At 29.6% G+C, this 7,630-nt stretch carries 7 protein-coding genes and 1 pseudogene; 6 read left to right on the forward strand and 2 right to left on the reverse strand.

All coding sequences use genetic code 11. From position 1 onward, the window contains the following. Together aspS and ACTHW2_RS05945 are read left to right on the forward strand one after the other, a co-directional pair. Nucleotides 1–1,239 (forward strand): aspartate--tRNA ligase (gene aspS / locus ACTHW2_RS05940; RefSeq protein WP_442263051.1); only part of this gene is annotated, 1,239 nt, incomplete at its 5' end. Nucleotides 1,240–1,431: 192 nt separating this feature from the next. Continuing rightward, nucleotides 1,432–1,761: pseudogene (locus ACTHW2_RS05945) on the forward strand (SoxR reducing system RseC family protein); the annotation flags it as partial. Here ACTHW2_RS05945 and ACTHW2_RS05950 read toward each other — a convergent pair. Both ACTHW2_RS05950 and ACTHW2_RS05955 read right to left on the reverse strand, forming a co-directional pair. Beyond that, nucleotides 1,758–2,195: a threonine/serine exporter family protein gene (locus ACTHW2_RS05950; protein ID WP_442263052.1), complete on the reverse strand. Its 438-nt coding sequence runs from the start codon at nt 2,193–2,195 to the stop codon at nt 1,758–1,760. The pseudogene ACTHW2_RS05945 and the gene ACTHW2_RS05950 overlap by 4 nt on opposite strands. Beyond that, nucleotides 2,196–2,984 carry a threonine/serine ThrE exporter family protein gene (locus ACTHW2_RS05955; protein WP_442263053.1) on the reverse strand — a complete coding sequence of 263 codons (789 nt, stop codon included), beginning with the start codon at nt 2,982–2,984 and terminating at the stop codon, nt 2,196–2,198. A gap of 162 nt (nt 2,985–3,146) precedes the next feature. Between ACTHW2_RS05955 and glyA the strand changes: the two genes are divergently transcribed. From glyA to ACTHW2_RS05975, 4 genes are all read left to right on the forward strand, one after another. Beyond that, complete coding sequence (gene glyA / locus ACTHW2_RS05960; protein ID WP_442263054.1) at nt 3,147–4,376, forward strand: serine hydroxymethyltransferase; 1,230 nt, start codon at nt 3,147–3,149, stop codon at nt 4,374–4,376. Nucleotides 4,377–4,452: 76 nt separating this feature from the next. Beyond that, the gene (locus tag ACTHW2_RS05965; RefSeq protein WP_442263055.1) at nt 4,453–5,790 is read left to right on the forward strand and encodes a DUF512 domain-containing protein; all 1,338 of its coding nucleotides are present in this window, start codon (nt 4,453–4,455) and stop codon (nt 5,788–5,790) included. Beyond that, nucleotides 5,787–7,103 carry a ribosome biogenesis GTPase Der gene (gene der / locus ACTHW2_RS05970; protein ID WP_442263056.1) on the forward strand — a complete coding sequence of 439 codons (1,317 nt, stop codon included), beginning with the start codon at nt 5,787–5,789 and terminating at the stop codon, nt 7,101–7,103. Before ACTHW2_RS05965 ends, der begins: the two co-directional genes overlap by 4 nt. Nucleotides 7,104–7,105: 2 nt before the next feature. Then, nucleotides 7,106–7,630: glycerol-3-phosphate acyltransferase (locus ACTHW2_RS05975; RefSeq protein WP_442263057.1), on the forward strand; the 525-nt coding region annotated here is incomplete at its 3' end.

Consider the following 7,630-nt stretch of genomic DNA (forward strand, 5'->3'; position numbering starts at 1 on the left):
GATTACTTAGTACCAAGCAGAGTAAATGAAGGAAAGTTTTATGCGTTGCCTCAGTCTCCTCAACTTATGAAACAACTCCTTATGGTATCGGGTTTTGATAGATATTTTCAAATAGTAAAGTGTTTTAGAGATGAAGATTTACGTTTCAATAGACAACCTGAATTTACTCAAATAGATGTGGAAATGTCTTTTGTCGATATAGAAGATGTGATAAGTATAAATGAAAAGTTTTTATCTAAGATTTTTAAAGAACTTAAAAATATAGATATAAGTCTTCCTATAAAAAGAATGACTTATAAGGAAGCAATGGAAAACTATGGTGTAGATAAACCAGATTTAAGATTTGGGTTTAAACTAGTTGATATATCTGATTTTGTGAAAACAAGTGAGTTTAAAGTGTTTAGTTCTACCGTAGAAAAAGGAGGTAGTGTTAGAGGCATAAACGTTAAAGGTGGTAATGATAAATTTACTAGAAAAGGAATTTCTTCTTTAGAAGAATATGTTAAAACATATGGAGCTAAAGGTTTGGCATGGATAAAGGTTACAGAGGAAGGAGTTACTTCTCCTATTGCTAAGTTTTTAAAAGAAGAAGAATTAAACACTATTTTAGAAAAAATGGATGGAAAAGTAGGAGATCTTTTATTATTTGTAGCAGACAAAAATTCAATCGTATTTAATAGTCTTGGAAACTTAAGAAATGAACTAGCAAAAAGACTAGAACTTATAGATAAAAAAGACTTAAATTTGGTGTGGATAACCGAATTCCCTTTATTTGAATATGATGAAGATGAAGAAAGGTATGTAGCAAAACACCACCCATTTACATCACCTATGGAAGAAGATATAGACTTATTAGAAAAAAGCCCTGAAAAAGTAAGAGCTAAAGCTTATGATATTGTAATAAATGGTGATGAGATGGGTGGAGGAAGTATTAGGATAAATAATAGTAATCTTCAAAAAAGAATGTTCAAAGCATTAGGTTTTAATGAGAAAGAAACTCAAGATAAATTTGGATTCTTATTGGATGCATTTAAATATGGAGTTCCTCCACATGGTGGAATTGCTTATGGACTTGATAGACTTATTATGACACTTACAAATAGTTCTAATATAAGAGATGTTATAGCTTTTCCTAAAACGCAGTCTGCAACATGTGTTTTAACAGATGCACCAACTAATGTATCGAAAAAACAACTTAAAGAAGTTCACATAAACATAGACAGTAAAGATAAACAATAAAAAGCAAAAGCTTATATATAAACTTTAATATAGATTATATCTATATTTATGATATAATCTATATTAATTAAATTTTAAAAGACATGGGAGGTGCTCATGATGGAACAAGTTGGATTTGTAAGAAAAATAAAAGATGATAAGATGGAACTAGAGGTTAGACGTGGATCTGCATGAGGTGGCGGATGTAATGATTGCGGTGGTAGCTGCGATGAAGATGCACATATTATAGTTATTCCTAATGAATTAAATGCTAAGGTTGGAGACTTTGTAGAACTCCAAGCGGAAGTTGGAAATTTATTAAAATATACATTTATTATATATATGATTCCATTTATATTTTTAGTAGGAGGTATATTTGTTGGAAATTTCCTCTTTAGAAACTCAAATACAGACAGTAGAGAAATGTTAAGTTTTATATCAGGCTTGATATCGGTAGGGATTTCCCTTTTAATCCTTAAGCTAATGGATATAAAAGCATCAAAAAAAGATGATGGAACGATTAAAGCTGTAAGAATACTTTAAGTATATTTTTTAAAACTTTTAATTAACCTTGAAAACATAGTAGAAATTATAACGCCTATAGCTATAGCTGCAGCTACGAAGAATGTTTCGGTACCTGTGGCTATAGCATTATTATAATCTTTACCTACTAAATAGCTCATAGTATAATACATTCCAGCACCAGGAACCAGGGAAACTATCCCAGGAGTTATAAAAACTGTTGCTGGTTTTTTATATTTAGTTGCTAAAATCTCTCCAAGAGCACCTACTAAAAAAGCTCCCATAAAGGTTGCTAATATTTTATTATGTAAAGTTAAAAAAACGATATAATATAGGGACCAAGAAAGACCACCTGCAATACCTGATGGTATTACTGAGTTAACAGGAGCTCCAAAATAAATTGCAAATCCAGTAGTGGCAAAAAATGAATATATAAATTGAAAAATAATGGCCAATTAAATCCACCCCTTAGCTTTTAAATTAAGAACTATACCTACACCAAATGCTATTGCAAGAGCTGAGAAGATAGCTTGTGCACCTTTTGATAAACCAGATAAAGAATCACCAGACATAGTATCCCTTATAGAATTTGTTATAGCTACCCCTGGAACTAAATACATAATTCCACCTATAATAATCATATCTAAATTTTCTCCAACTCCTAGTTTAATTGCAAAATATGAAAATAAAGAAACCAGAAAAGCACCTATAAAACCATCTATAAAAAATGTAAGATTAAAATTTGTTATCTTATTTAGTATTATTAATGACAGTAGACTTGCTATAATACTTGCAAAAAAATCTGCAGTTGAACCTCCAAACATAAGACTAAAAAAACCTGAAACATAACTTCCAGCGAATAGCTGTATATGTTTTGGATATCCAGGTTGAATATCTATATTTTTCAAAGTTTCAATACCATCATCTAATGATATATTATTATTTACAAATTGTCTGGAAAAATCATTTACTAGTTTTATCTTATTTAAATTTATATCTGGTTCCTTTATCCTGTTAAGATATGTAAATACTTCATTTTCGTATTCGAAAGTTAAAAAAATACCAGTTTGCGTTACAAATGAATCAACTTGTTTTATATTTTCTTTAGAATTACATATTCGATTCATAGTATCTTCTACTCTATAAGTTTCAGCGCCGTTATTTAACATAATACCACCTGCTAACATAGCTAATTTCATGAGCTTTTGTACTTCACTCCTATTTTCTATAATAAAATAATTCATATTTCACCTCAAAACTTTATATTGTTTGTAATTATGCTATAATATATGTATAATTAAAAGGAAGGGCATAAAGGTATATTATAGTATTTTAATGAAATAATCAATAATAGCTTATAAATTAAATTTTATTCTTAAATTTAAAATAAATAGGAGGGATTATATATGGATTTTAAAAATCTAGAGAAAAAAGACCCAAAACTAATGAGTTTAGTTGAGGAAGAAATTCAAAGACAAAGAGATCATATCGAATTAATTGCTTCAGAAAACTTTGTATCTAAACAAGTAATGGAAGCAATGGGTAGTCAACTTACCAATAAGTATGCCGAAGGATATTCAGGTAGAAGGTATTATGGCGGTTGTGAAGTAGTAGATAAGGTAGAAGACTTAGCTAATGATAGGCTAAAAAGACTATTTGGAGCAGATCACTCAAATGTGCAACCTCATTCTGGATCAAATGCAAATTTAGGTGTTTATTTTGCAGTTTTAAAACCAGGCGACAAAGTACTTGGAATGAATTTGTCACAAGGTGGTCACTTAACTCATGGTAGTCCTGTAAATATTTCAGGTGTATATTATAATTTTATAGATTATGGAGTAGATAAAGAAACTGAAACCATAGACTATGAAAATGTAAGAGAAATAGCATTAAAAGAAAAGCCAAAAATGATAGTAGCTGGGGCTAGTGCTTATTCTAGAACAATAGATTTTAAGAAATTTGAAGAAATAGCTAAAGAAGTGGGAGCATATTTGATGGTAGATATGGCTCATATAGCGGGACTTGTAGCTGTAGGGCTTCATCCAAATCCAGTTCCTCATGCAGATTTTGTAACTACTACAACTCATAAGACATTGAGAGGGCCTAGAGGAGGAGCAATTCTGTGTAAAGAAAAATATGCTAAAATAATAGATAAGTCTATTTTCCCAGGTATCCAAGGAGGACCTCTAATGCACGTTATAGCTTCTAAAGCAGTAGCATTTGGAGAAGCTCTTGAAGATACATTTAAAGGATATCAGGAACAAGTTGTTAAAAATGCCAAAGTATTAGCAGCATCTTTAGAAGAAAAAGGATTTAGAATAGTTTCAGGTGGTACAGATACTCACCTTATATTAATAGATGTTAGAAACAAAAATTTAACTGGTAAAAAAGCTGAATCACTTTTAGAAGATATAAAAGTAGCGGCAAATAAAAACACTATTCCAAATGATCCAGAAAGTCCTTTTGTAACTAGTGGAATCAGATTAGGAACACCTGCGGTTACCACTCGTGGAATGAAGGAAGAAGAAATGAAAGAAATTGCAGAAATAATAAATTTAAGTTTAGATGAAGAAAATTCTAGAGAAGATATCAAACAAAGAGTGAAAAAACTTTGTGATAGATTCCCATTATATTAATTATTAGGCCTACAGCTTAGTCTGTAGGCACTATATTTTAGTTTAAACTTTTATATAAATTGAGAAGGTAAAATAAATGGAGCTTGGAAACATAAAGGAATCAAAAAATATAATTGAAGAAGTAGCTGGAGGAAGTATAGCTGATGAATTAGAAATAAAAAAAGGTGATATAATACTTTCTATAAATAGGACTGAAGTAAAGGATATTATTGACTATAAATACCTTGTATCTGATAATTTTATTTTATTAGAAATTTTAAGAAACGATGAAGAAATATGGGAATTTGAAATAGAAAAAGATTTTAATGAAGATTTAGGAATTATATTTACTAATCCACTTATTGATAAAGCTAAATGTTGTAAAAATAAATGTATATTTTGTTTTGTAGACCAACTTCCCCCAAATATGAGAGATACTCTTTATTTTAAAGATGATGATTCTAGACTTTCATTTTTACAGGGAAATTTTATTACGCTAACAAATATGACAGATGATGAAATAAATAGAATAATAGATTACAAGCTTAGTCCAATAAATGTATCAGTCCATACAACAAATCCAGAACTAAGGGTGCAGATGCTTAAAAATAAAAATGCTGGGAAAATATATCCAATTTTAAAAAGATTTCATGAAGCAAATTTAGAGATAAATTGTCAAATAGTATTGGTACCAAATGTAAATGATGGTGAAGAATTAAATAGGACCTTGACTGATCTTTCTAAACTTTACCCATCTGTACAATCTGTAGCAGTAGTTCCAATAGGAGTTACTAAGTATAGAGAAGGTTTAGAAAAGGTTGAGTCTTTTGATTCTCATATGTCTTTGGAAGTATTAGATTATATTGATAATATACAAAATAAGTTTCTAAAAGAATTAGGAACAAGATTTGTATTTGCTTCAGATGAATTTTTTGCTCTTTCAAAAGAAGAGTTACCTTCTTTTGAAAAATATGAAGGTTTCCCCCAGTTTGAAAATGGTGTAGGACTTATGAAGTCATTTCAATATGAAGTAAAAAAAGAGTTAGAAAAGATAGATGACGGATATATTATAGATAGGACTTTTATAATAGCAACCGGAACATTAGCATATGATTTTATGGTGGATATATCAAAAAGAATACAAGAAAAATTTAACGGACTAAAGATAAAGGTTATCCCAGTGATTAATGATTTTTTTGGTCATAAGATTACAGTTTCAGGACTTGTCACGGGTTTTGATTTAGTTAAAAACTTGAAAGAAATAAAAGGAGATAAAGTTATCATTCCAAAGTCTATGATGAAATCATGCGAAAATATATTTTTAGATAATGTAAGATTAAAAGATTTAGAAAAAAAACTCAATATTCCAGTACAAGTATCAGAAGTTTCTGGAAAAGAGTTTATTGATTTATTTAGAGGAGAGGTGAAAAAATGAATAAGGGTATATTATGTATAGTAGGTCGACCTAATGTAGGTAAATCCACTTTATTTAATCGTATAGTAGGAAAAAGAATAGCAATAACAGAGGATAAACCAGGTGTTACTCGTGATAGAATATATGCAGAAGGAGAGTGGCTTGGCAATCACTTCACTGTAATAGATACTGGAGGTCTTGAACCAGAAAAAGAAGATACTATAATGGATAATATTCAAAGACAGGCTCAAATTGCAATTGAAACAGCAGATGTAATATTATTTGTAACAGATGGAACTAAAGGACTTACAAGTACGGATAGAGAAATAGCAAGTATACTTAGAAGGTCAGGAAATGAAGTTATACTTACTACAAATAAGATAGATAATCCTGATAAAAATACAGATATATATGATTTCTATGAATTGGGATTTGGTGAACCAATGATAATCTCAAGTGAGCAAGGTCTTGGAATAGGAGATTTGCTAGATGAAATAGTTAAACATTTTCCAAAAGAAAAAATAGAATCTGATGAAGATGATGTAACAAAAGTAACTCTTATTGGAAAACCAAATGTAGGGAAGTCTTCTCTTATAAACAATATATTAGGTGAAGAAAGAGTAATAGTTACAAATATTCCAGGAACAACTAGAGATGCCATAGATAGTCATTTAGAATACAATGATAATAAATATATATTTATAGATACTGCAGGACTTAGACGTAAGAGAAGTATAAATGAAAATGTTGAAAGATATTCTGTGATTAGAACTTTGACTGCAGTTGATAGATCTGATGTATGTATATTGGTGATAGATGCACTAGAAGGAGTTACAGAACAAGATACAAAAATTGCAGGGTATGCTCATGATAATGGAAAAGCAATGATAATTGCAATAAATAAATGGGATTTAGTTGATAAAGAAAATACAACATATAGGGAGTTTGAAAAAAATATTAGGGAAAGTTTAGGCTTTATGATTTATGCTCCTATTGTGTTTATATCTGCACTTACAGGACAAAGAATTCCAAAACTTATGGATCTTTTAAATTTAGTAAATAATAATTATAGTCTTCGAATAAGCACAGGTGTTTTAAATGATATAATAAACCAAGCAGTTCTTATGAAACAACCTCCATCAGAAAAGGGAAGAAAATGTAAAGTTTATTATGGAACTCAAGTTTCTGTAAGGCCTCCAACATTTATTATATTTATAAATGATAAAGAATTAATGCATTTTTCCTATGAAAGATATCTAGAAAATCAAATTAGAACACATTTCGGATTTTCTGGAACTCCAATAAAATTAGAATTTAGACAAAAGGGTAAATAGTTATGAAATATATTATTGTTATAATAATAACTTATCTTATTGGATGCTTTTCTTCAGCATATATAGTAGGTAAGTTTTTTAAGAAAATAGATATTAGAAATTTTGGAAGTGGAAATGTAGGTTCAACAAATGCTTTAAGAGTTATGGGGGCTAAGGTTGGAATAATTACATTTTTATTAGATGTTTTAAAAGGAATATTAGCCGTTTATATAGGCAGACTTCTATTGGGAGATATTGGGGGAATAATAGGTGGTTTTTTTGCAGTAGCAGGTCATAATTGGCCAGTGTTTATTGGTTTTAAAGGTGGAAAAGGTGTAGCAACATCTATAGGTGTACTGTCCAGCTTATACGGATTCATAATATTAATACCACTAATTATAACCTTAGTAATAATATTAACTACCAAGTATGTCTCAGTAGGTTCGATGTCTTTTTTACTTGTAACACCAATAGTATATTCTATATTTGTAAGGCCATTTAGAATAGAATTCTTTATTTTAGCATTTTTCTTAGCTCTATTTGGTCTT

The organism is Tissierella sp. (assembly GCF_052089545.1).
Lineage (GTDB): Bacteria > Bacillota > Clostridia > Tissierellales > Tissierellaceae > Tissierella_A.

What these genes read in the sequence shown, in the direction of transcription:
- der (WP_442263056.1), top strand. Translation starts at nt 5,787, where the DNA reads ATGAATAAGGGTATATTATGTATAGTAGGTCGACCTAATGTAGGTAAA.
- ACTHW2_RS05955 (WP_442263053.1), bottom strand. Translation starts at nt 2,984, where the DNA reads ATGAATTATTTTATTATAGAAAATAGGAGTGAAGTACAAAAGCTCATG.
- ACTHW2_RS05965 (WP_442263055.1), top strand. Translation starts at nt 4,453, where the DNA reads ATGGAGCTTGGAAACATAAAGGAATCAAAAAATATAATTGAAGAAGTA.
- glyA (WP_442263054.1), top strand. Translation starts at nt 3,147, where the DNA reads ATGGATTTTAAAAATCTAGAGAAAAAAGACCCAAAACTAATGAGTTTA.